Genomic DNA, 26,331 nt, shown 5'->3' on the forward strand with positions numbered 1-26,331 from the left:
GCTCCACCGCCTTCCTGACCGTCCCCGCCCCCCTGTTCCTTCCATGGAAATGCCAACCCCGGTTTTCGCCAGGGACGGCCTCGTTCGCCCTCAACTTTCTTTACCCAAGAAAAGACACCATGAAAAAGATCGCCACCGCAGCTGCTCTTGCAGCACTTGCAGTTCCTTCCTTCGCGCAGTCGAGCGTCACGCTGTATGGCGTGGCCGACATGTTCTATCAGTACGCCGATGGCGCGAACTCGCTGTCCCGCGCGCAGTCGGGTGGCCTGGCCGGCAGCCGTTTCGGCTTGCGTGGCACGGAAGACCTGGGCGGCGGGCTGCGCGCGAACTTCACGCTGGAAGGCGGCGTGAACCTGGACGACGGCACCAGCGGCCAGGGCGGCGCGATGTTCGGCCGTCAGGCGCATGTGGGCCTGTCCGGCGCCTTCGGCTCGGTCTCGCTCGGCCGCCAATACACCGCGCTCTACGCCGCCACGAACGACCACAGCCTGTTCACCAGCGCGCCCGCCGGCCCGTCCACCGCACTCATCGGTGGCTTCGGTGGTGGCTACGAGCTGGTGCGCGGCGCGTCGGCCACGGCAGCGCCTCCTCAGGCGGGCGCCACGGGCAACGGTGCGCCCGCGCGCATCAACAACTCGATCAAGTACGAGTCCCCGAGCCTGGCCGGCTTCAAGCTGGGCGCGGTCTACGGCATGGGTGAAGTCGCGGGCGCCAGTGGCGACAACCAGGTGATGGAAGCCTCGGTGCGCTACACCGGCCATGGCTTCGACGTGATCGGCTCCTACCTCACCGACGAGGCCCGCGGCGGCATCGGCGTGAATTCGACGGACGCGCGCATCGGCACGCTGTCGGGCGCCTACAACTTCGCGCCGTTCCGCGTGGTGGCTGGCTACATCAACTTCGACGACAAGCGCGTGGCCGATCTCGATGGCGAAGGCGCCTGGGTCGGTGTGGACTACCAGACCGGCAAGACCACCTGGAAGGCGCAGTACGTGCTCAACTCGCCCAAGAACCTGAGCAACGCGGACAGCAAGGCCTTTGGCGTGGGCGTGGTGTACGACCTTTCCAAGCGCACGGCCCTGTATTCGAGCCTGACCCGCTTCCGCAACGACGCGAACGCCGGTGCCGGTGGCGTGGGCCGTTTCAATGCGTCCCTGCCGGCCGGCCTGACCTCGGCGGCGGACAACGACATCACCGAGTTCGCCGTCGGCATCCGCCACACGTTCTGAACTTTTTCTGCAAGGCGCCGCTCAGACTTGAACAGGCCGGCGCTCTCGCCATGACTCTCCAAGGGTGGCCCATCCCAGATGACTCCACCTTTTTCACAGCCCCTTCGGGGGCTGTTTTTTTTGCGAGCGGCTTTTCTACTGGCGCGCGCGCCGGCGCGAGCCGCTGCGCTCGGCCACTTCGAAGATCACCATGCCCACCAGCATGGCCGCCACGAACACCGCGGCCTTCCATTCGCCGGACGCCATGGAGACGATGCCTGGGCCCGGGCAAAAGCCCGCCAGGCCCCAGCCGGCGCCAAACGTCAGGCCGCCGATGACGAGGCGCTTGTCGATCTGGGTCGCCTTGGGCAGGTGCATGGCGCCACCGAGCAGGTTGGTGGTGCGCCGGCGCGCCAGTGCGAAGGCAAAGAAGCCCACCGCGATCGCGCCGCCCATGACGAAGGCCAGCGAGGGGTCCCAGCTGCCGAAGAGGTCCAGGAAGCCGAGCACCTTGCCCGGGTCGGTCATGCCCGAGAGCAGCAGGCCCAGGCCAAACAGCAGGCCCACGAAAAACTCGGTGATGCGGTGCATGTGAAGGCTCCTTACAGAACGTGGCGAACCACGAAGACCATGGCGAAACCGGCGCCCATGAAGGCGAGGGTGGCCACCAGCGAGCGGGGCGACAGGCGCGAGAGCCCGCACACCCCGTGCCCGCTGGTGCAGCCCGAGCCGTAGCGCGTGCCCAGGCCCACCAGCAGCCCGGCGGCCACGATGGTGGCCGAGCCCGCGTCGATGCGCGGTGCCTGCGCGAAGCCGGCGGGCGCGAGCAGGCCGTAGACCAGCGGTGCCGCCAGCATGCCCAGCAGGAAGGCGATGCGCCAGCCGGCGTCGCCCAACTTCGGCGGCAACAGGCCACCCAGGATGCCGCTGATGCCCAGCACCCGGCCATTGAGCAGGATGAACAAGGCCGAAGCCACACCCAGCAGAATGCCGCCGGCCAGCGAGGCCCACGGCGTGAAATTCGCCCAATCGATGCTCATCGCTTTTTTCCCTTCTTGTCGCAGAACTGTGCGTACAGCACCTGCATCACCGCCAGCGCCTGGGGGCTGTCGAGCAGGTAGTAGATGTTCTTGCCTTCGCGGCGCGTGCTCACCAGCGCTTCTTCGCGCAACACGGTGAGCTGCTGCGACAGCGTGGGCTGCACGATGCCGAGCAGCTCTTCAAGCTCACCCACGCGGTGTTCGCCCTGAGAGAGCTGGCAAAGGATCAACAACCGGTCCGGGTTGGACAGCACCTTCATCAACCGGCAGGCTTCGGCCGCGGCCGCCTGCATGTCGTCAAGGTCAAGGGTGGCGTTCTTCATCGCAATGGAATTTCCGGTTCGTCGTCCATGCTCAGACTATATTGACTGACAATATATCTGTCAATAAACTATTAACGGCTTATTTGATGGTGCCCCCATGAACCCAGCTGGGGGGGCTTTGATACCCGCTCGATGAAGAAGCCGTGACGGCGGGCTCGGTCGCTCAGGGCGTCAAGAGCCACTGCTGGCGGGCGGCTTCCTGAAGGAAACCGATCACGGCCCGCACCCTGGCTGCGTTGCGCCGGCTGGGCAGCGAAACGGCGTACATCGTGTAGGCCGTGCCGGAGGCGAACGGTGCCAGGACCTCGGCCAGGTGGCCTCTGGCCACGTCTGCCGCGGCCAACGGACGCGACAGCATGCCGATGCCCGCCCCGGCCACCAGAGCGTGGTGCACAAGGGCCGAGGTGTTCGCGGCGAGCTGCGACCGGACAGTGACATCCACCACCCTGCCCGCCTTGCGGAATGCCCAGGTCACGGCGGGTCCTTGCCCGGTGTGTGTGACGGTCTGGTGCTGGTGCAGTTCATGCGGATCGGCCGGCTCACCATGCTGGCGCAAATAGGCGGGCGAGGCATACAGGCGCCGCTCGAACGACCCCAGTTCGCGCGCGACCACCGACTCGCTGCTGCCCACCGTGGTGCGCAAGGCCACGTCGATGCCATCCGTCACCAGGTCGGCCACGCGGTCATCGGCCACCAGCTCGATCCGCAGAGCCGGATACCGCTCGCGCAGCTGGGCCAGGCACGGCACGACCAGTTCCTCGCAGATCTCCTGGCTCGAGGCCAGCCGCAGCGCGCCGGCGACGCGGTTTCGCTGCTTGGACAGCGCGGCAGAGATGTCTTCCATCTGGGCCAGCAGCGCACGCGCTTCCTGCGCCAGCTCGGCCCCTTCGGGCGTCGCCGACAGCCCATGCGTGGAGCGGCGCAGCAGGCTCACGCCGTACCCGGCTTCGAGGCGGTCCACGCCGCGTGTGACCACCGAAACCGCCACGTTCATCTCTCGTGCGGCGGCGGAGAACGACCGCAGATCGAGCGATCGCACAAGCCACCGCAGGTCCGCAGGGTCCGGCAGAAAGTGTTTCATCGAACTGGCCTTTGCGTCTGGAGCAAAGCCAATTATCGCGGCGGCAGCCTCCTCAGCGCGCCGGCGCCACGCGCCAGACCGTGTTGGACAGATCGTCGGCCACGATCAGGGCACCCTTGGGGTCCACGGTCACGCCGACCGGGCGGCCCATGGTCTTGCCATCGCTCTGGAAGCCGGTGACGACGTCCACCGCCGGCCCGTTGGGGCGGCCGTTGGCGAAGGGCACGAAGACCACCTTGTAGCCCACGGGCTCGTCCCGGTTCCAGCTGCCGTGCAGGCCGATGAAGGCGCCTTCGCCAAACGGCGCCGCGAACCCCGGCGGCACAAAGGAAAGCCCCAAAGGCGCCGAGTGCGAGGGCAGGGCGAAGTCCGGGCGCACCGTGGCTTGCACTTTCTTGTCGTCCTGAGGCTGCACGCGGCGGTCGACGTTCGGGCCCCAGTACGCGTAGGGCCAGCCATAGAACGCGCCTTCCTTCACCGACGTGAGGTAGTCCGGCACGAGGTCGGGGCCGAGTTCGTCGCGCTCGTTCACCACCGCCCAGAGTTGCCGGGTGGTGGGCTCGAACGCCAGCGCCGTGGGGTTGCGCAGGCCGGTGGCGAAGGTGCGCGTGGCGCCCGTGGCAGCGTCGATCTGCCAGACCACGGCGCGGTTCTCTTCCACCGCCATGCCGCGCTCGCCGATGTTGCTGTTGGAGCCGATGCCCACGTAGAGGTAACGGCCGTCGGCATCGGCCGCGAGCGACTTCGTCCAGTGGTGGTTGACCGCCGAAGGCAGCTTGGTGACGCTCACGGGCGCCGCGCTGGCCTGGGTCTGCCCGGCCACGTAATCGAAGCGCACCAGCTCGTCCTGGTTGGCGACGTACAGCTTGTTGCCCACCAGCGCCAGGCCGTAGGGCGCATTGAGGTCCTTCGCGTAGACCCATCGGCCTTCGTAGGTGCCATCGCCATCGGCATCGCGCAACAAGGTCAGCTGGTCACCGCCTTTGACGGCCGTGTTGCCTCTGGCCTTGATGAGGCCGGCGATGTAATCCTTGGGTTTGAGCACGGGGGCGCCTCCGCCTTTGCCCTCGGCCACCAGGATGTCCCCATTGGGCAGCACCAGCGACTGGCGCGGGACCTTCATGTCGGTGGCGATGGACGTGATCGTCCAGCCTTGCGGCACGGTGGGGCGGCGGCCACCCCAATCGGCAGGTTCCGCGATGCGCATGCTGGGCAGCAAGCCCCGCTGCGGGGGCGGCAGCTCCGGGTTGGCGGGCTGCTGTGCGCCACTCGCTGCGGCGGCCAAGGCCAAGGTGACGCCCAGCCAGCGGGCCCGGGCCGTCATGCCGTCCTCCGCAGGAAGCCGGCAAGCCCGCTCGCGCTGGCCGCCACGGCGAGCACCAGCACCACCACCGACAGGATCAACCCGCCCGGCATCGCCGCCCAGCCGTCCTTGCCGTGGATCAAGGCATTGATGAAGCCGACCACGAAGGTGAGCAGCAGCAAGGCGAGGTAGATCAGGCCGCCCCGCTGGCGGCGGGCAGCCGAACGCAGCACCTCCACCGCAGCCCACAGCAGCACCGGGCCGGCGATCAGCAAACCGCCCGCGTTCAACCACGCGGCGAAGTTCACCCACTGGATCTCCTGGCTGCTGGCGTAGGCCCAGTCGCTGAGCAGCGCGCCCAGGAAGAGCGGCACGGAGGAGAGGGCGAAGATGGCATGCATTGGGATATTCACGGTCGAACAGCGGGGTGGCTGGGACCATGATCGCCAGGGGCTGGGGCACGCGTCTGTTCGCCAGCGAACAGTGCGCGATGTCGCTCCGTGGTGTCATGCGCGTGGGAGTCGCGGGCCTCAGACCCGGCCTGCGCACCACGTGGAGGTACATGCCTTGGACGAACTGAGGAGGTGGGTTCCATACTGCGGCGAGGCACCCGGCCCGGAGGTCTGGCTGAGCCGATGGAACCTCGACCCCGTGCTCGGGGCGATTCTGTTGCTGGCGGCGCTGGCCCTCTGGCGCATGCCGGTGGGCAGCGATGTCGCGCCCCGCCGGCACCTGAGCCTGTGGGGTGCGTGGGTCCTCGCGGTGGTGCTCTACGTGTCGCCGCTGTGCGCCCTGAGCTCGGCCTTCTTCACCGTGCGGGTGGTCCACCACCTCGCGCTTGTGTTGGTGATGGCGCCCTTGCTGGTGTTCGGCCTGGAGCCCTGGCTGCGTCGCCTGCCGGCGTCGCTCTGGAGCGCCACGGCCATGGCCACCGTGGTGTTCTGGATCTGGCATGCGCCGGCGCCGTACGCGGCGGCCCTGTCGTCGGACTTGATGTACGCGCTGATGCAACTCACGCTGCTGGCCAGCGCGATGGTTTTCTGGCTCGCGGTCCGTCGAGCCGGGCCGGCCGCGGCGATGGGCGCCGTGCTGGTCACCACGGTGTTGATGGGGCTGCTGGGCGCCTTGATCACCTTCGCCGTGCGGCCGCTGTACCCCCCGCACTTCGCGTCCACGCTGAGCTGGGGCATCGCGCCGCTGGAAGACCAGCAACTCGCCGGCATCACGATGTGGGCGCCAGGCAGCATCGCCTACCTCGCCGCCGCGATGTGGATCGGCTGGCGCTGGATGGCCGCCGAGCGCGCGCGGGGCGCGCACGCCGAGCCCGCATGAACCTCATTGCCGCCATCGAATGGGCCGAGGGCTACCACCGGCGCGGCCTGTACTCGCCGATCGGCGTCACCTTCCACTGGGTGATGGCCGCGCTCATGGTCTTCCAGCTGGCCCATGGCTGGTACCTGGGCTGGCAGCCGGTGGGCGGCGACAAGTACCTCGGTTACCAGACCCACACGCAGGTCGGCCTGACGATCATGCTGCTGGGCACGCTGCGCCTGTTCTGGCGCAGCCAGCTCGGCAGCCCCGACACCGTGGACGAATCCTCATTGGCCGGCAAGGCCAGCCGCGTGCTGCAGACCTGGTTCTACTTCAGCTTTTTCGCGTTGCCCATCAGCGGCTGGGTCATGTGGTCCACCCTGCCGAGCGACCTGCCGCTGTCGATCGCGGGCCTGATCCCGTTTCCCAACCTGCCTTTCGACCAGTTGTCCGAGGGCCTGCAGCACCGCCTGATGCAGTGGGCCGCGACCACCCACTTCTGGATCGTGTGGATCACGGCGCTCATCATTCCCGGCCACGCCGGGGCGGCCGTGCTGCACCACGTGATCAAGCGGGACCGCGTCCTGCCTTCGATGCTCGACCTCAACGGTCCGCAATCGCCGGGCGTGGTGGGATCCGCGCCAGATAAAGGCCCAGTTGCCTGACCTCCCCGGCATCGAGCCGCTGCGCCACCTCCAACATCACATGATTGCCGTCATTGCGCCGTTTCGACCGCTGCCAGTCCTGCAATTGCTGGCTCAGGTAGAAGGCCGGCTGGGCGTTGAGCGGCGGCCCGTTCGCGGTGCCCACGCCTTCGACGCCGTGGCACTGCTGGCAGGCGCGCGCATACAGCGCCGGGGTCGCGGCATCGATGGTTTCCTCCGTGGCGGGCGCCACCGCCTGCGGCGGCAGCGCGGCGTAGTGGTTGGCCACCCGCACGCGCTCGTGGCTGTCGAGGAAACGCGCCACGTCGCGCATCACCTCGTGCGGCCGCAGGCCGGCGGCGTAGTCTTCCATCTGCTTCTGCAGGTAGCCCGCCGGCAGGCCGGCGAGACGCGGCGCGTCGAAACCATTGCCCTCGCCGCGCACGCCGTGGCAGGTCGCGCAGGCGTAGCGCGCGCCGGCTTCGCCGCCGCTCATCGCGATGAGTTCGCCGCTGCGGCTCCAGGGGTCGTCGCTGGGGGTCTGGCGGTCGGTGCAGGCCGTGGTCAGGAGCAGGGCGCACAGGGCCAGCCACCGCCGGCCGGTGTTCGCGGGCCGGTGTTGTCGTTGCAACGACGGGTGTGGGCGCATGGGAGCTAGATCATCGTTCATGCCGGGCGCCCGTGGTGCATCGAAGGGGTATTCCGGCCGCTGGCTGGTGCTGGCCTGCTTCAGCCTGGTGGCCTGCGATGGCCCGCCCGACCGCACGCCGACCCTGGCCGACGCCGACGTCGCCACCGGTCGACGGCTCGTCACCGACAAAGGCTGCGTGGCCTGCCACACCTTCCCCGACGTGAAGTGGCCGCGCGGCGGTCTCGGGCCCTCGTTGCACGGCTTCGCCCGGCAGGGCCTGATCGCCGGGCAGCTGCCCAACCAGCCCGGCGTGCTGATGCAGTTCGTCAGAAACGCGCCCGGGCTGGTGCCCGGGACGGCCATGCCGGCCATCACGATGTCAGACCAGGAAGCCCGCGATGTCACAGCCTACCTCCTCACGCTCCAGTCTCGCTGAGGCCTTGAGCGGCTGGCCCCCACCCGTGCTCGATCCGCACGGCCCGTTCTCGAACACGGTCACCTCGCTCACCTGGGTGCTGATCGCCCTCGTCACGCTGATCTTCGCGCTGGTCTGCGCGGCCCTGTGGGTGGCGCTGTACGGCAGCGACAAGCTGCGCGCCAGGCTCGGTGGCGAGGGCGTCGTCAAGTGGTTCGGGCTGATCGTCCCCGCCGGCATCCTCTTCCTGCTGCTGGCCTGGGGCATGACGCTGTTCGCGGGCATGACGGCGATCCAGGGCGACGAGCTGCGCATGCGGGTCTCGGGCAACATCTACTGGTGGCGCGTGTCCTACCTGGATGCGGCGGGCAAGGAGATCCACGCCGATGCCAACGAACTGCACATCCCGGTCGGCCAGCCGGTGGTGATCGACATGGTGTCCGAGGACGTGATCCACAGCTTCTGGGTGCCCAAGCTCGGCGGCAAGATGGACATGATTCCGGGCCGCACCAACCGGCTCAAGCTGCAGGCCGACAAGGCGGGGGTGTACGGCGGACAATGCGCCGAGTTCTGCGGCGGGGCGCACTCGCTGATGGGCTTCGTGGTCGTGGCGCACGAGCCCGCCGACTGGCAGCGCTGGCGCGAGGCGCGGCTGGCGCGCCAGCAGCCCCAGTCGGCCCCGGCCCCCGTCAACGACGAGGTGCTGCGCGGCCGCCAGCTCTTCGGCGACATGGGTTGCGCGGCCTGCCACCGCATCGCCGGCACGGCTGCGCAAGGCGTGTCGGGCCCCGACCTCACGCACATCGGTTCGCGGCAGTCGCTGGGCGCCGGCATCCTGCCGAACAACCGCGGCACGCTGATCGGCTGGATCGGCGACAGCCAGTCGATCAAGCCCAACAACCGCATGCCCGCCTACCGCTCGCTGCAGGCCGCCGAGCTGCACGCCCTGGCCGCGTACATGGAGTCCTTGAAGTGACGGGCCGCATTCCCTCCGGCGTGGCGGGCGCGCTCGACGACGCGGCGAGCGCGCCGCCGGAAACCGGTTTCGACGCGCGGCTCTACGAGCGCTTTCCCACCAAGGGCCGACGGCCGCGAGGCGAGCTGGAGGAACTGAAGAAGGTCTGGGAAACGCCCACGGGCTGGCGCGCCTTCAGCGCCGTCAACAACAACTTCATCGGCTTCCTGTTCATCGTCACGGCCTTCGGCTTCTTCGTCGCCGCCGGTGTGCTCTCGCTGGTGATGCGCGTGCAGCTGTCCGCGCCGCTGGCCGGCATCGTGCCGCAGGAAACCTACAACCAGCTGTTCACCATGCACGGCTCGGTGATGATGTTCCTGTTCGCCGTGCCCGCCGTGGAGGCCATCGCCGTGATGCTGCTGCCGCAGATGATCGGCGCGCGCGACCTGCCGTTTCCTCGGCTGTCGGCCTACTCCTACTGGGCCTACCTGATCGGCGGCGTCGTCTTCTTCTGCTCGATCTTCTTCAGCCTGGCGCCATCCGGCGGCTGGTTCATGTACCCGCCGCTGAGCTCGGCGGTCTACGCCCAGGGCATCAACGCCGACTTCTGGCTGCTCGGCATCGGTTTCATCGAGATCAGCGCGATCGCCGGCGCCATCGAACTCACCGTGGGCGTGCTGCGCACGCGCGCCCCCGGCATGACGCTGGCAAAGATGCCGCTCTACGCCTGGGCGGTGCTGATCTTCGGCGTGATGATCATCCTGGCCTTCCCCGCCATGATCATGGTCACCTTTCTGCTGGAGCTCGAGCGCGCCTTCAACTGGCCGCTGTTCGACGCCACGCGCGGCGGCGACCCGCTGCTGTACCAGCACCTGTTCTGGTTCTTCGGCCACCCCGACGTCTACATCATCTTCATCCCGGCCTCGGCGATGCTCTCGACCATGATCGTCACGGTGGCGCAGAAGCCGCTGGTGGGCCACGAGATCGTGGTGCTGGCGCTGATCGCCACCGGCTTCATCAGCTTCGGGGTGTGGGCCCACCACATGTTCACGGTGGGCCTGCCCGGCCTGTCGGCCGGCTACTTCTCCGCCGCGTCGATGGCGGTGGCCATCCCGGCGGGCGCCCAGGTGTTCGCGTGGATCGCCACGCTCGCGGCCGGCAGGATCCAGCGCAACGTGCCCGCGCTGTTTCTGGTGGGCGGCATCCTCATCTTCGTGATGGGCGGCCTCACCGGCGTGATGGTGGGCATGGTCGCCTTCGACGGCCAGGCCCACGACACCTACTTCGTCGTCGCGCACTTCCACTACGTGCTGATCGGCAGCATGGTGTTCCCGCTGTTCGCCGCGTTCTACTACTGGACGCCGATGATCAACGGCCAGCAGCTGTCCGAGCGCGTGGGGCGCTGGGTCTTCTGGCTCAACTTCGTCGGCGTGCACGTCTGCTTCCTGCCCATGCACCTGAGCGGCCTCATGGGCATGCCCCGGCGCGTGGACACCTACCTGCCGGGCCGGTCCATGGAGGTGCCCAACCTGATCTCGACCGTGGGCGCCTTCATCATGGCGGCCGGGGTGCTGCTGTTCCTGATCGACGCCATCCGCTGCTACAGCCGCCAGGGCATGGGCGGCGGCGGGGGGAACGCCCGCAACGTCTACCACGGCGGCACGCTGGAGTGGCTGTCCACCGGCAACTACGGCATCCGCTCCATCCCCGTCGTCAGCTCCCTCGAACCCCTGTGGGCCGATGCCCGGCTGCGCGAGAACGTCGAGGCCGGGCGCTACTTCCTGCCCGGCACCGCCACCGGCGCGCGCGAGACGCTGATCACCAGCAGCGCGCGCGCCGAGCCGCAGTACGTGCAGATCATGCCGGGGCCCGCCTGGTCGCCGCTGCTGGCGGCGCTCTTCACCGCCGGCTTCTTCCTGCTGCTCACGGTGAAGGCCTTGGCCCTGAGCGCGATCTGCGGCGTGCTCACCATCGTCTGCGTGATGCGCTGGGTCTGGCACAACGACCGGCACATCCCGCAGAAGCAGGTGGACGCGGGCGGGGGCATCCTGCTGCCCACCTACGTGACCGGCCCGCAATCGCACGGCTGGTGGGCTGCGGTGCTGCTGGTCATCGTGCTCGGGATGATCTTTCTGATGGCGATGTTCTCCTACCTCTACCTGTTCGGCGCCCACCCGGACTGGTGGCGCATCGCCGCGCCGCGCGGCGCGTTGGCGCCCGGCCTGCTGCTGCTCGGCGCCTCGGCGGGCCTGGCCTGCGCGGCCCGGCCCTTGCTGGCGAGGTTCCGGCGCGGCAGCGGGCTCAGCGCCATCGCCATGGCGCTGAGCATGGTGTGCCTCGTCGCGGCGCTGGCGGTGGACGCGCTGGACTGGTGGAACGCCGGGCTGCGCGGCGATGCCAGCGGGCAAGGCGCGGCCATCTTCGCCATGTTGGCGTGGCACAGCGCCATCGTGCTGGCGGTTGCGCTCTCGGCCGTGTACTACCTGGCGCGCTGGATGCGCGGCCTGGCACCGGGCCCGGCCAACAAGACCCTGGAAGCGCTGCGCATCCTGTTCATGTTTGCCGCGTGCGAAGGCGCAGCCGCCCTGCTGTTGCCGCGCGTGCTGCCATGGGGCGGCGTGTGAAGGCGCTCAAGCCCTCCGGCGGGCGGCCGATCGTCACGGCCCTCGTCATCTGGTTTGCGCACTTCATGGTGATCTGGGCGGCGGGCGAGATCTGGCCGCACCAGTGGACCGCCAACGCGGTGGCCTGGGGCGCCACGGCGATCGCGCTGCTGGCCGTGGGCGTGCATGTCGTGCGATTGAAGGCCCGGCACGCCGATGGTCGCCTCCCGGGCTGGAGCTACCGCCTTGCGCGAGGGGCTACCGCCATCGCGGCGGCGGCGGTGGTGTTCAGCGCATTGCCTTCCGTGGTGCTGCTGCCTTGAGCGAACAACGCTGACGGATTCAGGCGTGCAGAGATGATGACCTTTCTTCTGATGTACCTCGTCCTGCCCCTCTGGGTGCTGGCCGGGTTGGCCGACTGGTGGTGTCACCGGCGCACGGCGATCGAGGCAACCACCGGCTGGCGAGAGTCGGCGTCGCACCTGGTCCTGTTCCTGCAGATGGGGCTGGGTGCCGCGATCGCGCTTCTGCTGCAGATCAATCTGCTCGCGCTGGTGTTGCTTGCCATGGTCTTTGTCGTGCACGAGGCGACCACCTGGTTCGAACTCCGGTGGGTGCACGGCAAGCGCGAGCTGCGTGCCGGCGAGCAGATGATTCACAGCTTCCTGGAAATGCTCCCGCTGTTCGCCTTGCTGGCACTTGCCGCGCTGCATTCGGATGCCTTCGGCCGCTGGGGCGACGCGGCGCAATGGCGCCTTCGCTGGAAGGAACAGCCGCTACCGGCTGGCTACCTGCTCGTGGCATTTCTGAGCGCGATCTTTCTCAACCTGCTCCCGTTGCTCGAGGAGCTCTCCCGGTGCATGCGCTTCCCGGGCGGCATGGTGCGCAGGCACGCCAACTGCCGCAGACCCGGTGGGCGCGGCACACCGCGCCCACCCACCTGAAAGGAAACCACACCATGGCACGCAGCAGCATCCAGGGCACCAGCCCCGCACCACCCCAACCCGCTGGCCGCGACACCGCGTCGCTCGGCCCCGGAGACTCATCCGACAGCGGCAGCGACATGATGGGCATTGCCGACGACGATGGCGGCGACCCCAACGCGCCCGCCGACTTCGACACCCGCGACGAACCGCGCCCCACACTGCTCTCGCCCGACGCCCTGGCCTCGCCGAGCGACGCCGCAGGCACCGGCGAAAGCCGCAGCGCCGGTGGCGACGGCGGCAAGCGCGATGGATGGGACATCGGCGTGGATCAGGTGATCACGCCCGAGGGCACGGACGCCGCCTCCGACGACGAAGACCCCGACCTCGCCTTCATCGACGACGCCGAGGCCGGCGACCCGCTGAGCGACGAGGGCTTGGACGAGAGTGAGGAAGACGGCGCGGCGCCACCGAGGCCGCCTTCGCCGAAGGCACCGAAGGCGTGACCTGCCGCGATCCGGGTTAGACGCGCTTCTGTCGCTTGGAGGGGGCTGGTGCCGCGCCCCTGGCCTGGGGCTTTTTGGCTGGAACGACTGGCACCGTTGGCAATGGAGGCGTCATGCCTGCGGCGAGCATGGCCACGTACTTCACTGCCAACAGCTGATTCTCCGGCGAACAGCGTTCGAGGTCATCAATCACCGTGCGCAGCATCGCGTCCAACGCCCAATCCGTGGAGGCTCGCTTGCCCGTGAGGATGAACATCACATCCAGCCCCTTCTCCATGACCCGCGTCAGGTACACGCAGTTGGGCGTGCTCCCACCTTCCTTCTTCTCGTAGTTGAGCTGCGTTTCCCTGGACACGCCGCCGATCTCTGCGAGCGCGGATTGAGACAGGCCAAGGCGTGACCGCTCCATCTGGATTCGATCTTGAATTGTGGATTTTTGTACGCCAGACATATTGACTAGTGGAATTTATTCCACCATAATGACTACCAAAGTTTAATGTTCCGTTACTCAAATGCTAACCGAGCAGGTATCGCCGTGCCTCAAACCCCAAGCCCTCCCCCTCGCAAACGTGTGCCCAACGGTGTCAACAGCGCCCGCCCTATCGCACTGCGACTCACCACCGCCGAACTGGAACGTGTGAAGGAAAGGGCCGACCGCGAACAACGCTCCATGGCCAGCGTGTGCCGCCTCGCGGTGCTGCGCGAGCTGGGCATGAACGACACGGGGACCGCCCCATGAAACTCCGCCAGATTCCATTGCCCGAGCCGGTCTACCTCATGCGCTGCACCGTGCCCGCGCAGCGCATGTCAATGTCGATTCAGCAACGCACGATGGCAGGCCTGAGCGTGGCCGCGAGCCGCACAGCCGAACCGGATGTGCCTGCGGTGGTGCTGCTGCAAGCCCGCGAAGCCCCCTTCGACCTGGAATGGAGCCTCAGCCCGGCGCAGGCGAGAGCGCTCGCTGCGAGGTTGCTTGATGCTGCGGCGAACTGCAACAGGCTGGATAGGCTGGCTTGCACAGCTCAGTTCGATTGAAGCCTCGGCCCTGAGCAGACCTTTGCAGCAGCTCAAACGGCCTTCTCTCAGAACTGAAAGAATTTCCCTCGTCTTGGTGCCTGCCATAGCAGGCGCTACGAGACTCAGCCCAGCGCCTGCCGGGCGATAGCCGCCACGGCCAGTTCGTTGTCCGCCTCCTCGCGCTCTCCGTCCTCTAGGAACCAGGCGGCCGACAACGCGGCGTGGGCCATCACCCACTGGAGCAGTCGCTGGCGTTCCAGCCCAGCGGCGTTGACGACGATGTCGACTTGCCGCGCAAAGCGCGATGGGTCGGTGCAGGTTTTCAAATCGGGGTTGCACAGAACGTTGACGTAGTCGTAGCAACGCTCGCCGGTCACGCGCTTGGGATCGATCGCCAGCCAGCCGCGCTCGCCGAAATCAAGGATGTTGCTGTGGTGCGCATCGCCGTGTAGCACGACGTGCTCGCGCTGCGATCCCAACAGTTCATCTGCCACCACTGCACATTCGGCCATCAGGCCGCCTTCATGCCGCGCCATCGGCGCCAGTGATTCGAAGAAGCAGGTTAGCGGTCGCAATCCTTTTGGCGGTGGCAAGGGCCGCTTCGCATGCAGCCGGCCAATGGTGCGGCAGACGATGCTTGTGGCAGCGTCGTCATCACCTTCTTGAGCCATTTTTAGCAGATGACCCATGCCGGTAGCACGCTCCATCAGCAGTACGCCCGCGTTCTCATCAAGGGCATACACGCGCGCAGCGCCATCGCCGTCCCACCAGCGCATCACTTGACCACCGACCTGCTCGTCAATGTGCCGCGCGATCTTGATCATTCCGGCGCGACCGTCCGGATGCCCATCGAGACGGACCGGTAGAAGGTGGCCGGCGTGGGTTGCAAAGGGCTCGCCGTCAGGATGCGCGTTCCAGCTTTGGAGGTAGGAATTGAAGAGTGTCAGGTTGGACATGCGGTAAATTTCTCGTGGCCATCGATTCTCGAATGTCTTTGTTGATGACATCGAATGTCCGCCTCGGGCCGAAAGCTCCATGCTAGCTCAGGCTGGACCGGGCCCTGGGCCGACGTTGGAGCAACAGGTCGTCCCCGAAAGAGAAGCCGCGCAAGGAAACTTTTTCATGGCTGAAACAGGCCTGCGCGTTGCAGCACTCAAAATCAGGGGATGATTGCCATTCGAAACTCCCGTCCCGATGAGGGCGAACGCGCGGTTGAAATCTGGCGGCGCGCGGTTGATGCCACTCATGGCTTTCTGTCCGAAGAGGACCGAAAAGCCATCGCTGAGATGGTTGGCGACTTTCTGCCCAAAGTCCCGCTCTGGTTCGCTGTGAATGCCGATGACCATCCACTGGCATTCATGTTCATCGACCAAGGGCACATGGAGGCCTTGTTCGTTGATCCCGCCCACCATGGAAAAGGCCTTGGTGCCGCACTCGTTGGCCACGGCCTTTCGCTGCACCCCCACATGACCACCGATGTCAATGAGCAAAATGCTCAGGCTTTGGGCTTCTACGAAAAAATGGGCTTCAAGCGCACAGGGCGCTCTGAGTTGGACGGACAGGGGCGACCCTACCCACTCATTCACCTCGAACATTTCGGCGCCTGAAGCTCCGCGCCTGGCCGAATGCGGCAGCCTGGTCATGACACCGCCGCCTTCCCCGGCCCGCGCAAGAAACATCCGTTTACTCGAAAACCGCCAGATCGATAGACGCGGGCCCGGCTCGAAGGCAAGCTGTTTGCTGGTGGAGCGCTTGGACCCCACCCCCCAGGAGACGGCGATGAGCATCCTGCAGGCACCCGTGGGCAAAGGGCACTCCGTTCAAAGCGTGCACCACATCGCGCGCATTTGCTGCACGCCCGCAGTAAGCAAACTCAAGCGCGAAGCCTCCACATCCACCCATTGGCAGACAGCGGATCCCGCTGTTCTTCAGACGCTCAGGGCCGTGGTCGAAGCCGGCAATGAGAAGTTCGGCCACGGCTCACACTGGATTGAACGACGCTACACGGCAGACGATCCTTCTTCCGCCCGCTAGAGAGCAGCACGAGCACCCAGCAGCGCATTTTTTGACGGGGCCAGACAGGGCCTACACCTTCACAGAGCGTTGGCCTACCGGGGTGCATGCGCTTGGACCCGACACTGGGCCTTCGGACCGATTTCCGGTCCCGCAACGCGCAGGAGCCACGCAGCATGTCCATCACCCCCAACCCGCCGGGCCAGACCCCCGGCAAGCCCATCGACCAACAGCCCCCTGGGGACGACCGCGCGCCGGGTACCAACCCGACGCATCCGGACCGGGCGCCTCAGACCAACCCGGCCGATCGCAAGCCGGGCGAAGCGCCGGGTGGCTCGGGTTTCAAGCCCGGGCAATGACCAGATCGGCCATGGGCCGGGCCACGCAGGGCAGGCAATAGCCCTCTTCCTTTTCATCGGCACTGAGGCCAGGCCAGGGAATGTCGTAGCGCACTTGCCCTTGCAACAAGCGGGCGATGCAGGTGCGGCAGGTGCCGTTGCGGCAGGACACCGGCCACTCGATTCCCGCGCGCGCCATCGCCGCAAACAGGCTGGTCTCGCTGTCGGCCTCTGCGGCAACGGCGTGGCCGTCAATCTGGATGCGGAAGGTTTTCATGCGCGTCGAAAGGGCAATGGCGTGGGCTTAGACTTTCCCCATGACCTTGGAATATTGGAAGTATGACGCGGGCACCGAATCCGTCGCCTCCCTGGTGATTCCCGCCGCACTGGGCCGCGCGCGCACTTTCGACCTCGATGCCACCCTGCTGGTGTCGGTGTCGGTGTCGGCGGACGCCGCCGAGCCCTGGCACGAGCTGACCGTGGAGGTGGATGGCAGGCGTCTGTGGGCTCGCCGCATACCGAGCCACAACCCTGGCGAGACGGACGGCCTGGATTACCACTGCCGCCTGACTGTCGAGGCCGATGCCGAATGCCGCGTGCGCGCCAAGGCGAGCGGCAAGGGCTCGCGGGTGCTGTCGCTGGTGCTGGAAGCCCGCGAGACGGCTTACTGAGACCACGCCACACATGGTGGCTTGGGTTGGCGGCCTGGCCGGCGCAGGCAGCAAGACCTGGCGCGCCTACCTGAGCACCGCCGCCATGGTGACGGGGGTGGCGGTGCGCCGCCCCACCGCGTGCATCACCGCCCGCCACGCAAACACCATCGCCGGCCCCAGCGTCACCCCCGGCCCGGGGTAGCGCCCGCGCATGATGGACGCCATGTCGGCCCCGGCCGCGTACAGCCCTTCGATCGCCTGGCCGTCGCGCCCGAACACCCGCGCATCCCCATCGGTGCGCAGGCCCACACTCGTGCCGGCGTCGCCGGGCCACACCGTCACCGCGTAGAACGGCGCCGCCGCGATGGGGCCGATGCAGGGGTTGGGCGTGTGGCTCGGGTCGCCGTTGAAGCGGTTGAGTTCGCTCGTGCCTTTGCCGTAGTCCAGGTCCACGCCGGTGTGCGCGAAGCCGTTGTGGCGCGACACGGTGACGCGCAGGCCTTCGGGGTCGATGCCGAGCTGGCCCGCGAGCGCGGCCAGCGTGGGTGCGCGTTTCAAGTAACCGGCGCGCAGGAAGGGCCCCAGCCGCCACGCGCCCGGGCGCACCAGGCCCAGGCCGTAGCGGTGCAGGAAGTGGGCGTCGCAGATCAGGTGCGCGGGCACGGCGGGTTCGGGCGAGGCGTTGAGCATGGCGAGCACGAAGTCGTGGTACGAGTCGCCTTCGTTGACGAAGCGCCGCCCGCTGGCGTCCACCGCGATCAGGCCGGGCTTGGCGCGGTCGAGCGCGAAGTGCGGAAAACGCTGTTCCTGGCCGTTGGCCTGGCGCAGCACCGACACCGGCACCCAGAAGGCCGGCGTGCGGTGGCCGGCCTCGTCGATGGCGGCGCCCACGCTCTGCGCGAGGCGAAGGCCGTCGCCGGTGTTGCCTTCGAACATGAGTGACTGCGTCTGCGCGGGCGCGGGCAGCAGGCGTTGGCGCCACTCGGGCGCGTGGCCAAAGCCGCCGCAGGCGAGCACCACGCCCAGGCGGGCGCGCACGCGCCAGTCGCCGCGCCCGGCCTGGCTGAGCGTGGCGCCGGTGACGGTGCCGCCTTCTTCGTGCAGCTGGCGCACGGTCACGCCCATGAGCGGGTCCACGCCGCGCTGGCGCAGGCTCAGCAGCAGGCGCGCGATGAGCGCGTTGCCCATCACCAGCCGCGTGCCGCGCGGGTGGTGCAGGCGGTCGCGCGCGTGGCGGCTCAGCAGCGTGACCACATGGCGCAAGGCGGCCCGGGAGGCGAGGGGCTTGAGCAGGGGCGCGATGTCGTCCTTGCTGACGGACATGCCGCCCAGCACCATCATGTGGCTCATGGGCGGGCGCACGCGCGCGAAGTCGGGGCCGAGTTCGCGCCCGTCGAAGGCGCGCGCGACGAGCGCCCGGCCGCCGATGGCGGCGCCAGCATGGTGGTCGTGGTAGTCGGGGTGGCGCGCGGCGGGCACGAAGCTGACGCAGGAGTGTTGCGCCAGGTAGTCGAGCACGCGCGGGCCGGTGGCCAGGAAGGTGTCGCGCAGGTCGGCGCCGCTGTCGGTGTCGATCTCGGCGGCCAGGTAGTGGTGCGCGCGCACCACCGGGTCGGCCAGGCCGGCGCGCTCGCTCTGGCTGCTGCCGGGTATCCACACGGTGCCGGCCGAGGTGGCGGCGGTGCCGCCGAGCAGCTCGGTCTTCTCGCAGACCAGCACGCTCAGGCCTTCGATGGCGGCCACCAGCGCGGCCGTGAGCCCCGCCACGCCGCCGCCGATGACGAGCAGGTCGACCGTTTCCTCAGTGCGCATGCGGGAGGCCGCTCACCGGCGGGCGCCGGTGGAACCAGGGCCGCGCGGCTTCGAGTTGCGCGCACAGGCGCAGCAGCAGGCCCTCGTCGCCATAACGCGCCGCGAACTGGCAGCCGATGGGCACGTTGTCGGCCGTCCAGTGCAGGGGCACCGAGGCCGCGGGCTGGCCGGTGACGTTGAAGGGGTAGGTGAAGGGCAGGTAGGCCGCGAGCTTGCTCATCCAGTCGCGCACGTCGCTGGAGCGGATGTTGAAGTGGCCGATGGCCCGGGGCGTCTGCGCCAGCGTGGGCGTGAGCCACACGTCGAAGCGCTCGAAGAAGCCCGCGATGCGGCGCGACTGCCGCTGCAGCGACTGCAGGTTGAGGATGTACTCGGCCGCACTCGGCACGCGGCCGACCTGGGCCAGCGCGTAGGTGAGCGGTTCGACGAGGTCGCGCTCGGGCAGGGGGCCGCCGGTGGCGCGCGCGATGTTGGCCATGGTGTGGGTGGCGAACACCATTTCGAAGCCGCGCTCCACCACCTGGGCGTCGTAATCCGGCGAGGCTTCTTCCACGTGGTGGCCGAGCTGCTCGCACAGGCGCGCGGCGTCTTCCACCGCGGCCACGCAGGCCGGGTCCACCGGCACACCGGTGGGCGCGGTCTTCGCAAACGCGATGCGCAGGCGGCCGGGCGCACGGCCCACTTCGTCCAGAAAGGGCCGCTCGGGCGGAACAGCGGTGTAGGGATCGCCCGGCATGGGGCCGGCGATGGCGTCGAGCAGGGCCGCGCTGTCGCGCACGCTGCGGCTTACCACGTGCTGGTGGGCCAGGCCGTTGAGGCCTTCGCCGCCTTCGGGGCCGGCGGTGATGCGCGCGCGCGTGGGCTTCAGGCCGAACAGGCCGCAGCACGAGGCCGGGATGCGGATGGAGCCGCCGCCATCGGTGGCGTGGGCCAGCGGCACCATGCCCGAGGCCACGGCCGCCGCCGCGCCGCCGCTGGAGCCGCCGGGCGAGAGCTCGGTGTGCCAGGGGTTGCGCGTCACGCCGTACAGCAGCGACTCGGTGATGGGCGAGAGCCCGAACTCGGGCGAGTTGGTCTTGCCCGCGATCACCAGCCCCGCGCGGCGCAGGCGCGCCACGATCTCGCTGTCGGCCGCCGGCATGTTCTTGGCGTACAGGCGCGAGGACGCGGTGGTGGCCGCGCCCGCCACCGAGGCCACCAGTTCTTTCACGAGAAAGGGCACGCCCTGGAACGGCCCGGCCGGCAGGCCGCGCGCGATCTCGGCACGCGCCGCGTCGTAGAGCGGCGTGACCACGGCGTTGAGCGCCGGGTTGTGCGCGGCGATGCGCGCGAGCGCGGCGTCCAGCAGTTCCTGCGGCGTCACCTCGCCTTGCTTGACCAGCTGCGCCAGGCCCAGGCCGTCGTGGCTTTCGTAGTCGAGGGTGCTCATGGGGTCTCCGATGCGTGGGGGGGCCAGTCGGCGCGCGGCATGGCGGCGGTGCCGCTCAGGTCGGGCTCCACGGCGGAGCCGAAGCCCACGCCGGCGAGCGAGCCCAGGGCCAGCTGCCCGCGCTCGATGCGCAGGCGCACGCCACCAGCCTGCCGGTGGTAGAGGTCGGGGTGCGCGGCCAGGTAGGCCTCGGCCTCGGCGGGTGGGCGGCCGTTGAAACCGTCGATGAAGTGGTGGGCGTTGCGCTCCACGTGGGTGATGCCGAGCAGGCTGACCAGCGCGAGGTCCTGCTGCACGCTGATGCCGGGCTGGGTGGTGAGGTCTTCGGCCGACATGAAGAAGGTCTCGCGGCCCTCGGCCTGGTTCCACACCCGGCAGCGCGCGAGGTTGAGCACCGATTTGTAGAAGCCCTTGCAGGCCTTGGTGGAGACGCCGGTGTAGCCCAGCGCGCGGGCGCAGGGGAAGGCGTCGAGGTCGCCGTCGGACTCGTCGATGATCACGGGCTTGTGCCGCGCCAGCGCCGCCACCGGCTGGGCCAGCGCCATCTGCCGCTTGATGGGTTGCTCGATCAGCAGCGTGGCCTCGCACAGGCGGCGCAACGCGGGCGTTTCGGCCATGCGCTGCCAGAGCGCGGCGATGGCCTCGGCGTTTTCGTACTGCTCGTTGCCATCGAGCGTGACCACGTAGGGGTCTTGCAAGCGGTCGAGCACGGAGGCGATGCGGCGCAAGCGCTCCAGGTCGGCGTCGGCCTGGCCCGAGACCTTGAGCTTGAAATAACGGTTGCCATACGCGGCCACCACCTCTTCCAGGGTTTCAGGCAGGCCGTCGTTCACGCGCGTGCCGGCGGCCTGGTCGCCCGCCACGATGGGGTCGAGCAGGCCCACGGTGTGGCGCACCGCCAGCGAGCTCTTTGGCGTGAGGCCGCGCAGGAAGGGCGCGAGCGCGAAGCCTTGCAGGTCGGGCGCGATGGCGTGCGCGCGCATGCCGGGCCGGTTGTGCTGCATCGCCTGCCAGAAGCTCAGGCCTTCGATGCCGCACAGCGCGTCGAGCACGGCGCGGTCGATCAGGGCCGGGCCGTAGCTGGTCACCAGCGGGTTCAGGCCGCAGGCGGCGCCCGCGTCCAGCAGCTCGCGGTAGTGGTGGGCGTACAGCTCGAAGGCGCTGAGCCAGGGCGCCGCGCCGTAGGCCTCGGTGGTGAGCTCCAGTGCCTTGCGCAGCTGGTCGTGGTTCTGCGCATCGGAGAGCGCGGGGTTCTTGTCGAACCACTTGGCGCCCAGTGCCTCGGCCGCGTAGCCCGTGCCTTCGTGCCCGTTCTCGTGGCGCACGCGCACGCGCACGATGGCCTGGCGGCCTTCGGTCACGGTGATGACGCCGAAGCGGAACGGCAGGCGCAGCCGGTAGGGCGACTCGAAGCGCTCGACGGACAAAACTTTGACGCGGGGGGCAGTGGGCATGTCGCTCATTTCCTCAATGCAGGGCCTCCAGCAGGCCCCGCAGGTAACCGATGGCGCGGGCTGCGGCCATGGGGCCATCGGGTTGGTAGTCGAAGGGCTCCACCGCCACCCAGCCGGCGTAGCGGTGCTGGCGCAGCGTGCGCAGGATGTCGGCAAAGGCCAGCGCGCCCTGGCCGGGGCCGCGCAGGTTGGGGTCGTTCACCTGCACGTGGGCGAGCAGGCCGGTGGGCAACCAGCGCGCGAGCACGGCGGGCACGGGCTCGGCCTCGGCGCGCGCGGCGGCGCAGCAGTCGAGCATGGTGCGCAGCGCGGGCCGGCCGATGGCGCGCACGATGGCAGCGGCCTCGGCCACGGTGTGGATGAAGTCGGCCTCGGGCGCGGCCAGGGGTTCGATGCAGTAGACGACGCTGGCGGCCTGCGCGTGCGCCGCCACGGCGGCGAAGGCCTCGATGCCGCGCTCGCGCGCGGCGGCTTCCTCGCCCGGCGGCAGGCGGCGCTGCGCGGGCGAGCCGTGCACCAGCACCGCGCCGCCGAGGTCGGCGCAGAGGTCGATCTGGTGGCGCATGGTGTCGAGCGTGCGGGCGCGCACGGCGGTGTCGGCCGAGGTGATGGACAGGCCCGCCGGTTGCCGCAGCAGCCAGTGCAGGCCCGAGACCTCGATGCCCGCGTCCGCCGCCGCGCGGCGCAACCCGCTGCGCTGCGCGCTCGACAAGGGTTCCTCGCCCAGCGTGAAGGGCGCGATCTCCAGCCCGTCGTAGCCGAGAGCGGCCGCCACCTCGCACTGGCGGGCGAACGGCAGCGGCGCCAGCACCTCGTTGCACAGGGCGATGCGCACGGGCCGCCCTTTCAGCCGCGCGGGCGGTGGCGAAGGCTCACCACTGCGGGCCGGCCCGCGTCTCGCGCCGGCCGGTGGCGCCCGAGAGTTCGGTGTACAGCTCGAAGGACATGCGGCCCAGCGCCGGGTCGGCGCGCGTCTCGGCGGTGCGCGGGCGCGCGATGTCCACCTCGCGGATGTTGGCCACGCGTCCCGGGCGCGGCGACATCACCACCACGCGGTCGGCCAGGAACACGGCCTCGGGGATCGAGTGCGTGACGAACACGATGGTCTTGCGCTGCCCGCCGCTGCTGCTCTCGCCCCAGATGCGCAGCAGTTCGATGTTCATCTCGTCGCGCGTCATGGCGTCGAGCGCGCCGAAGGGCTCGTCCATCAGCAGGATGGGCGGGTCCAGGATGAGCGCGCGGCAGAGCGAGGCGCGCTGCTGCATGCCGCCCGAGAGTTCGCCGGGCCGCTTGTTGGCGAAGTCGCCCAGGCCCACCATCTTGAGCAGCGCGTGCGCGCGCTCGCGGTACTGCGCGGGGTTGCCGCCGGAGAGTTCCACCGGCAGCAGCACGTTGTCGAGCACCGAGCGCCACTTGAGCAGCAGCGCGGCCTGGAACACCATGCCCACCTTGGGAATGGGCTGGTTCACCGGCACGCCGTCGACCAGGATGCGCCCGCTGGTGACGGGGCGCAGGCCGGCGATGGCGCGCATCAGCGTGGACTTGCCGCAGCCGCTGGGGCCGACCAGCGCCACGAACTCGCCTTCGCGGATCTGCAGCGAAATGTCGCGCAAGGCCTCCACCGGGCCGCTCTCGGCCTGGTAGATCATGCCGGCATGGTCCACCTCGATGAGGACGCGGCCCGAGGCCGCGCCATCCGTTTTGTCTGCTGCTGGGCTCATCTGGTCCGTTTCTTCGTTTCTTCTTACTTGACCGGCAGCGGCATCGCCACCTTGGTGAAGAACTCGCTGCTGAACACCGACTTGCACTCCACCTTCTTGGGCAGGCCCATGTAGGTGTTGACGATGTCGGTGGAGGCGCACATCTTCTTCTCGTCGATCCAGCCGATGCCGTTGTCGGCGTAGCCCTTGGTGCGCATGAGGTCGAAGCCCATCATCATGTTGGCTTCGATGATGGCCACGTCGATCTCGGGCACGCGCTTCTTGAAGATGGCCAGCGCTTCCTTGGGGTTGGCCATCACGTCGCGCCAGCCCATGTACGAGGCTTCGAGGAAGGCCTTGAGTTGCTTGGGCTTGTCGGCCATGGTCTTCTCGCCCGCGATGATGGACATGGCGTAGAGGTCGAAACCGTAGTCGGCCCACTGCAGGCGCACCGCCTTGCCCGGGCCCATGGCCTTGTCGTAGAAGGGCTGGCCGGTGGTGTAGTCGGCCACGCCGTCCACGCGTTTCTCGGCGATGGAGGCGACCTTGGCGGTGGGCTCGATGTTCACCCAGCTCACCTTGTTCGGGTCGATCTGGTTCAGGCGCGCGAAGGCGGGGAAGGCCAGGCGCTGGCTGTCACCGGCGGGTGCGGCCACGGTCTTGCCTTCGAGGTCCTTGGGCTTGAGCAGCGGCGCGTCGGCGTGGCTGAAGAAGGTCATGGGCGTCTTGTCGAACACCATGCCCACCATCTTCACGCGCGCACCGCGCGAGGCGGCCGAGATCACCGGCACCGCATCGGCCAGGCCGGCGTCGGCGCGGTTGGTGTCCACCTTGGCGATGGAGTCGCCCGAGCCCTTGGAGTTTTCCAGCGTCACGTCCAGGCCGCGCTGCGCGTAGTAGCCCCTGTCCAGCGCCACCCAGTAGGCGGCGTGGTCGCCCACGGCGAACCAGTTGAGCGCGAAGGTGAATTTCTCCTTGGCCTGGGCCGAGGCCGTGGCCGGCAGCAACGCAAAAAGGGCCGCACAGACGGCGGCGGCGGGAACGGCGATCCTGGGAGTCATGGTGCTTTCCTTTCGGAGGACGGGTGGGGGAGGAGAACGGGGGAGGGATTCAACGCGGCGCCTCTTCGGCCCAGGGCGCGAGCAAGCGCGAGAGCAAGGCCACCAGGCCGTACAGCAGCAGGCCCAGCACCGAGATCCACACCAGCGCGGCGAACGCGGCCGGCGTGTTCATGCTGCTCTGCGTGGTGATGATCACGTAGCCCAGGCCCTTCTGCGAGGCCACGAACTCGCCCACCACCGCGCCCACCACGGCCGAGGTGGCGGTGACCTTGAGCGCGCTCAGGATATAGGGGTAGGCGTTGGGGATGCGGATCTTCATGAACACCTTCCACTTGGGCGCGCTGAACACGCGGCCCAGGTCCACCATGTCCTGGTCGATCTGGGTCAGGCCCACGGCGGTGTTGATGACCACCGGAAAGAAGCCGATCAGCGCGCCGATCAGCATGTTGGGCAGGATGCCGTAGCCCAGCCACATCAGGAACAGCGGCGCGATCGCCACCTTGGGCAGCGTGTTCACGAACACCAGGAACGGCGTGAGCGCGCGCGAGATGCCTTGCGACCACGCGATGGCCATGCCCAGCATCACGCCGGCCACACCGGCCAGCACGAAGGCGCCGAGGATTTCCACGCCGGTGATCCACGCGTGGCTGAACCAGGGGATCTCGTCGCTCAGCATGGCCTGCCACACCGAGTACGGGCTGGGCAGCAGGTATTCGCGGATGCCGAACACCGACACCGCGAGCTGCCACAGCACGATGAAGCCCACGAACAGGCCGATGGCGGGCAGGTAGTGGGCGGTCCAGCGGGCGATTCTGTTTTGCGTCATGGTGGCTTTCTTCTTTCCGTCACGCGAGCCAGCGGCTCAGGCCGGCCTTCACGAAGGCGTCGTCGGCCAGGTCGCCGTGCTCGGCGCACACGCGGTCGATCTCTTCCTTCTGGCCCGGGCTCAGGCCTTCGTTCGGGTCCAGGCACCAGATGCCTTCGAGCAGGCCCTTGCGGCGCAGGATCTCATGGCAGCCGGCGATGCAGCCGTGGAAGTCGTTGGCCACGTCGAAGAAGGCGCTGTTGCAGTCGGTCACGCGGCTGTCCAGCGCCAGCATCTCGGCCGTCACCACCGAACCCTTGGCCGCCGACTTGCACAGCTCCAGCATGCGCACCGCGCCCGAGGTCCACACCGACCAGTGGCCGAGCAGGCCGCCGCGGAAGCGCACCGTCACCGGCTGTCCGTCGCGCGGCACGGTGAAGGGGGTGACGAGGTCGAGCACGATGTGGTCGTCGTTGCCGGTGTAGAGCGTCACGCGCTCTTCGGCGCGCGCCTCCACCACGCCGCGCACCACGTCGAGCGTGCGGTAGCGGTGGAAGGGCGCGACCTTGATCGCCACCACGTTGGGAATCGCGGCGAAGCGGGCCCAGAACGCGGCGCTCAGGTTCATGCCGCCCACGGCGGGCTGCAGGTAGAAGCCGATCAGCGGGATCTCTTGCGCCACCGCCTCGCAGTGGGCGATCAGCGCGTCCTCGCTCTGGCCCTTCATCGCGGCCAGGCTCAGCAGGCCGGCGTTGTAGCCCAGGCCGCGCGCGAGTGTCGCTTCGGCCACGGCCTGTTCGGTGCGGCCACACACACCAGCCACCATGGCGAGCTCGCGGCTGGGTTCGACCCAGGCGCGCGCGGTCTCCATCGCCAGGCGCAGCACCTCTTCATACAGGCCCACCTCGCGAATGGCGAACTGCGTGGTGTGCACGCCCACGGCCAGGCCGCCGGCGCCGGCGTCGAGGTAGTAGCGGCTCAGCGCGCGCTGGCGGCGCACGTCGAGCTGGCGCTGCGCGTTGAGCGCGAGCGGGTGCGCCGGAATGGCCAGGCCCCGGCGCAGCAGCGCGCGGGTGTGTTCGACTTGAGAAGCAGTGAGGCTCATG

33 protein-coding genes are annotated in these 26,331 nt (G+C 68.7%); 15 read left to right on the forward strand and 18 right to left on the reverse strand.

The features are described from left to right. Positions 1-119 precede the first annotated feature (119 nt). Positions 120-1,229 (forward strand): porin, encoded by a 1,110-nt coding sequence (locus ACODTB_RS23115; protein WP_291121076.1) that lies wholly within the window; start codon positions 120-122, stop codon positions 1,227-1,229. Between the two features lie 135 nt (positions 1,230-1,364). On the opposite strand, the gene ACODTB_RS23120 is transcribed toward ACODTB_RS23115, so the two are convergent. The 6 genes from ACODTB_RS23120 to ACODTB_RS23145 all read right to left on the reverse strand — a co-directional run bounded on the left by ACODTB_RS23120 (position 1,365) and on the right by ACODTB_RS23145 (position 5,356). Next, complete coding sequence (locus tag ACODTB_RS23120) at positions 1,365-1,799, reverse strand: DUF6691 family protein (RefSeq protein WP_291121075.1); 435 nt, start codon at positions 1,797-1,799, stop codon at positions 1,365-1,367. 11 nt (positions 1,800-1,810) lie between these two features. Then, a complete protein-coding gene (locus ACODTB_RS23125; protein ID WP_291121073.1) occupies positions 1,811-2,248 on the reverse strand; it encodes a YeeE/YedE family protein in 438 nt (145 codons plus the stop codon). Beyond that, positions 2,245-2,571 carry an ArsR/SmtB family transcription factor gene (locus ACODTB_RS23130; protein WP_291121071.1) on the reverse strand — a complete coding sequence of 109 codons (327 nt, stop codon included), beginning with the start codon at positions 2,569-2,571 and terminating at the stop codon, positions 2,245-2,247. Before ACODTB_RS23130 ends, ACODTB_RS23125 begins: the two co-directional genes overlap by 4 nt. Before the next feature lie 163 nt (positions 2,572-2,734). Further along, positions 2,735-3,652 (reverse strand): LysR family transcriptional regulator, encoded by a 918-nt coding sequence (locus ACODTB_RS23135; protein WP_291121069.1) that lies wholly within the window; start codon positions 3,650-3,652, stop codon positions 2,735-2,737. Between the two features lie 52 nt (positions 3,653-3,704). Continuing rightward, positions 3,705-4,976, reverse strand: coding sequence for a PQQ-dependent sugar dehydrogenase (locus tag ACODTB_RS23140; protein ID WP_291121067.1), 1,272 nt, complete (start codon positions 4,974-4,976; stop codon positions 3,705-3,707). Beyond that, complete coding sequence (locus ACODTB_RS23145; protein WP_291121065.1) at positions 4,973-5,356, reverse strand: hypothetical protein; 384 nt, start codon at positions 5,354-5,356, stop codon at positions 4,973-4,975. The genes ACODTB_RS23140 and ACODTB_RS23145 overlap by 4 nt, the downstream gene beginning before the upstream one ends. Before the next feature lie 166 nt (positions 5,357-5,522). On the opposite strand from ACODTB_RS23145, the gene ACODTB_RS23150 reads away from it, so the two are divergent. Both ACODTB_RS23150 and ACODTB_RS23155 read left to right on the forward strand, forming a co-directional pair. Beyond that, on the forward strand, positions 5,523-6,287 hold the full coding sequence (locus tag ACODTB_RS23150) for a cytochrome c oxidase assembly protein (RefSeq protein ID WP_291121063.1): 765 nt from the start codon (positions 5,523-5,525) through the stop codon (positions 6,285-6,287). Continuing rightward, a complete protein-coding gene (locus ACODTB_RS23155) occupies positions 6,284-6,931 on the forward strand; it encodes a cytochrome b (protein WP_291121062.1) in 648 nt (215 codons plus the stop codon). Before ACODTB_RS23150 ends, ACODTB_RS23155 begins: the two co-directional genes overlap by 4 nt. Here the strand turns inward: ACODTB_RS23155 and ACODTB_RS23160 are convergent. Next, positions 6,870-7,541 carry a c-type cytochrome gene (locus ACODTB_RS23160; protein WP_488929803.1) on the reverse strand — a complete coding sequence of 224 codons (672 nt, stop codon included), beginning with the start codon at positions 7,539-7,541 and terminating at the stop codon, positions 6,870-6,872. The two genes, ACODTB_RS23155 and ACODTB_RS23160, sit on opposite strands and share 62 nt — an antisense overlap. Before the next feature lie 16 nt (positions 7,542-7,557). Between ACODTB_RS23160 and ACODTB_RS23165 the strand changes: the two genes are divergently transcribed. From ACODTB_RS23165 to ACODTB_RS23190, 6 genes are read left to right on the forward strand one after another with little or no spacing between them, the layout of a single operon-like run. Then, positions 7,558-7,977, forward strand: a complete 420-nt coding sequence (locus tag ACODTB_RS23165; RefSeq protein ID WP_291121058.1) for a c-type cytochrome — start codon at positions 7,558-7,560, stop codon at positions 7,975-7,977. After that, the gene (coxB, locus tag ACODTB_RS23170) at positions 7,940-8,932 is read left to right on the forward strand and encodes a cytochrome c oxidase subunit II (protein WP_291121056.1); all 993 of its coding nucleotides are present in this window, start codon (positions 7,940-7,942) and stop codon (positions 8,930-8,932) included. The genes ACODTB_RS23165 and coxB overlap by 38 nt, the downstream gene beginning before the upstream one ends. Continuing rightward, positions 8,929-11,535: a cbb3-type cytochrome c oxidase subunit I gene (locus tag ACODTB_RS23175; protein ID WP_488929804.1), complete on the forward strand. Its 2,607-nt coding sequence runs from the start codon at positions 8,929-8,931 to the stop codon at positions 11,533-11,535. The genes coxB and ACODTB_RS23175 overlap by 4 nt, the downstream gene beginning before the upstream one ends. After that, a complete protein-coding gene (locus tag ACODTB_RS23180; protein ID WP_291120913.1) occupies positions 11,520-11,837 on the forward strand; it encodes a hypothetical protein in 318 nt (105 codons plus the stop codon). The genes ACODTB_RS23175 and ACODTB_RS23180 overlap by 16 nt, the downstream gene beginning before the upstream one ends. A 33-nt stretch (positions 11,838-11,870) precedes the next feature. After that, positions 11,871-12,458, forward strand: coding sequence for a diguanylate cyclase (locus ACODTB_RS23185; protein ID WP_291120911.1), 588 nt, complete (start codon positions 11,871-11,873; stop codon positions 12,456-12,458). 14 nt (positions 12,459-12,472) lie between these two features. Then, positions 12,473-12,943: a hypothetical protein gene (locus ACODTB_RS23190; RefSeq protein WP_291120910.1), complete on the forward strand. Its 471-nt coding sequence runs from the start codon at positions 12,473-12,475 to the stop codon at positions 12,941-12,943. Between the two features lie 16 nt (positions 12,944-12,959). Here the strand turns inward: ACODTB_RS23190 and ACODTB_RS23195 are convergent, their stop codons facing one another. Next, the gene (locus tag ACODTB_RS23195; protein ID WP_291120908.1) at positions 12,960-13,394 is read right to left on the reverse strand and encodes a hypothetical protein; all 435 of its coding nucleotides are present in this window, start codon (positions 13,392-13,394) and stop codon (positions 12,960-12,962) included. Positions 13,395-13,478: 84 nt separating this feature from the next. On the opposite strand from ACODTB_RS23195, the gene ACODTB_RS23200 reads away from it, so the two are divergent. Together ACODTB_RS23200 and ACODTB_RS23205 are read left to right on the forward strand one after the other, a co-directional pair. Continuing rightward, the gene (locus ACODTB_RS23200; protein WP_488929805.1) at positions 13,479-13,682 is read left to right on the forward strand and encodes a hypothetical protein; all 204 of its coding nucleotides are present in this window, start codon (positions 13,479-13,481) and stop codon (positions 13,680-13,682) included. Beyond that, the gene (locus ACODTB_RS23205) at positions 13,679-13,978 is read left to right on the forward strand and encodes a hypothetical protein (RefSeq protein ID WP_291120905.1); all 300 of its coding nucleotides are present in this window, start codon (positions 13,679-13,681) and stop codon (positions 13,976-13,978) included. Before ACODTB_RS23200 ends, ACODTB_RS23205 begins: the two co-directional genes overlap by 4 nt. A gap of 104 nt (positions 13,979-14,082) precedes the next feature. Here the strand turns inward: ACODTB_RS23205 and ACODTB_RS23210 are convergent, their stop codons facing one another. Next, positions 14,083-14,916, reverse strand: a complete 834-nt coding sequence (locus ACODTB_RS23210; RefSeq protein ID WP_291120903.1) for an aminoglycoside phosphotransferase family protein — start codon at positions 14,914-14,916, stop codon at positions 14,083-14,085. A 210-nt stretch (positions 14,917-15,126) separates the two neighbouring features. On the opposite strand from ACODTB_RS23210, the gene ACODTB_RS23215 reads away from it, so the two are divergent. The 3 genes from ACODTB_RS23215 to ACODTB_RS23225 all read left to right on the forward strand — a co-directional run bounded on the left by ACODTB_RS23215 (position 15,127) and on the right by ACODTB_RS23225 (position 16,332). Beyond that, positions 15,127-15,567 carry an acetyltransferase gene (locus tag ACODTB_RS23215; protein WP_291120901.1) on the forward strand — a complete coding sequence of 147 codons (441 nt, stop codon included), beginning with the start codon at positions 15,127-15,129 and terminating at the stop codon, positions 15,565-15,567. 172 nt (positions 15,568-15,739) lie between these two features. Next, positions 15,740-15,994, forward strand: coding sequence for a hypothetical protein (locus ACODTB_RS23220; RefSeq protein WP_291120899.1), 255 nt, complete (start codon positions 15,740-15,742; stop codon positions 15,992-15,994). A gap of 155 nt (positions 15,995-16,149) precedes the next feature. Beyond that, entirely contained in the window at positions 16,150-16,332 is a 183-nt protein-coding gene (locus ACODTB_RS23225) for a hypothetical protein (RefSeq protein ID WP_291120897.1), read from the forward strand. Here the strand turns inward: ACODTB_RS23225 and ACODTB_RS23230 are convergent. Further along, on the reverse strand, positions 16,316-16,588 hold the full coding sequence (locus ACODTB_RS23230; RefSeq protein WP_291120895.1) for a 2Fe-2S iron-sulfur cluster-binding protein: 273 nt from the start codon (positions 16,586-16,588) through the stop codon (positions 16,316-16,318). The genes ACODTB_RS23225 and ACODTB_RS23230 overlap by 17 nt on opposite strands. A 40-nt stretch (positions 16,589-16,628) precedes the next feature. On the opposite strand from ACODTB_RS23230, the gene ACODTB_RS23235 reads away from it, so the two are divergent. Next, the gene (locus tag ACODTB_RS23235) at positions 16,629-16,982 is read left to right on the forward strand and encodes a hypothetical protein (RefSeq protein WP_291120893.1); all 354 of its coding nucleotides are present in this window, start codon (positions 16,629-16,631) and stop codon (positions 16,980-16,982) included. A gap of 66 nt (positions 16,983-17,048) precedes the next feature. On the opposite strand, the gene ACODTB_RS23240 is transcribed toward ACODTB_RS23235, so the two are convergent. The 8 genes from ACODTB_RS23240 to ACODTB_RS23275 are packed head-to-tail and all read right to left on the reverse strand — an operon-like array spanning position 17,049 to position 26,330. Next, a complete protein-coding gene (locus ACODTB_RS23240; RefSeq protein WP_291120891.1) occupies positions 17,049-18,776 on the reverse strand; it encodes an FAD-dependent oxidoreductase in 1,728 nt (575 codons plus the stop codon). Continuing rightward, the gene (locus tag ACODTB_RS23245; RefSeq protein WP_291120889.1) at positions 18,766-20,205 is read right to left on the reverse strand and encodes an amidase; all 1,440 of its coding nucleotides are present in this window, start codon (positions 20,203-20,205) and stop codon (positions 18,766-18,768) included. Before ACODTB_RS23245 ends, ACODTB_RS23240 begins: the two co-directional genes overlap by 11 nt. Continuing rightward, positions 20,202-21,659 carry an enolase-like domain-containing protein gene (locus tag ACODTB_RS23250; protein ID WP_291120887.1) on the reverse strand — a complete coding sequence of 486 codons (1,458 nt, stop codon included), beginning with the start codon at positions 21,657-21,659 and terminating at the stop codon, positions 20,202-20,204. The genes ACODTB_RS23245 and ACODTB_RS23250 overlap by 4 nt, the downstream gene beginning before the upstream one ends. 13 nt (positions 21,660-21,672) lie before the next feature. After that, entirely contained in the window at positions 21,673-22,494 is an 822-nt protein-coding gene (locus ACODTB_RS23255) for a sugar phosphate isomerase/epimerase family protein (protein ID WP_291120885.1), read from the reverse strand. Positions 22,495-22,531: 37 nt separating this feature from the next. After that, positions 22,532-23,380: an ABC transporter ATP-binding protein gene (locus ACODTB_RS23260; RefSeq protein ID WP_291120883.1), complete on the reverse strand. Its 849-nt coding sequence runs from the start codon at positions 23,378-23,380 to the stop codon at positions 22,532-22,534. 23 nt (positions 23,381-23,403) lie between these two features. Next, entirely contained in the window at positions 23,404-24,420 is a 1,017-nt protein-coding gene (locus tag ACODTB_RS23265; RefSeq protein WP_291120881.1) for an ABC transporter substrate-binding protein, read from the reverse strand. A 49-nt stretch (positions 24,421-24,469) separates the two neighbouring features. Continuing rightward, the gene (locus tag ACODTB_RS23270; RefSeq protein WP_291120880.1) at positions 24,470-25,246 is read right to left on the reverse strand and encodes an ABC transporter permease; all 777 of its coding nucleotides are present in this window, start codon (positions 25,244-25,246) and stop codon (positions 24,470-24,472) included. Positions 25,247-25,265: 19 nt separating this feature from the next. Further along, on the reverse strand, positions 25,266-26,330 hold the full coding sequence (locus ACODTB_RS23275) for a dihydrodipicolinate synthase family protein (RefSeq protein WP_488929806.1): 1,065 nt from the start codon (positions 26,328-26,330) through the stop codon (positions 25,266-25,268). Position 26,331: the final 1 nt, after the last annotated feature.

This window comes from Hydrogenophaga sp. FG152, from assembly GCF_057809615.1.